Below are 315 nucleotides of genomic sequence, written 5' to 3'. Positions count from 1 at the left end.
ATTGCTTCGGCAAAGCCTCGCAATGACGAGTAAAAATAATTGTCATTGCGAGCCGTTGCCTTAAGGCACACAGCGTGAGCCACATTGTTATTAAGAATTGCAAAATTATTTTGTTTAGTCATTGCGAGTGAGTGAAACGAGCGAAGCAATCCAAACATAATAGATTGCCACGCCAATGCCAACGGCACACCTTCGGTGAAGTTGGCTCGCAATGACAAAGTTTTTGCAAAACGAAAAGCGACACTTAAAAAATTAAATGCCTTAAAAAATTGCGATATATAAAAATTTAAATTATTAGTTAAGAGATATAATAAT

Annotated in this window: 1 protein-coding gene; it reads right to left on the bottom strand. The window is 36.5% G+C overall.

The window, feature by feature from the left end; translation table 11 throughout:
- The coding region (locus EZH24_RS15235) for a hypothetical protein (RefSeq protein ID WP_236847300.1) at window positions 1-315 on the bottom strand (315 nt) is incomplete at both ends.

Origin of the sequence: Brachyspira catarrhinii, from assembly GCF_005518285.1 — a bacterium.
In the GTDB taxonomy this organism is placed as follows: Bacteria; Spirochaetota; Brachyspiria; order Brachyspirales; family Brachyspiraceae; genus Brachyspira; species Brachyspira catarrhinii.
Note: the sequence above shows the minus strand (reverse complement) of the source record. Positions and strands in the feature narration are given on the sequence as shown.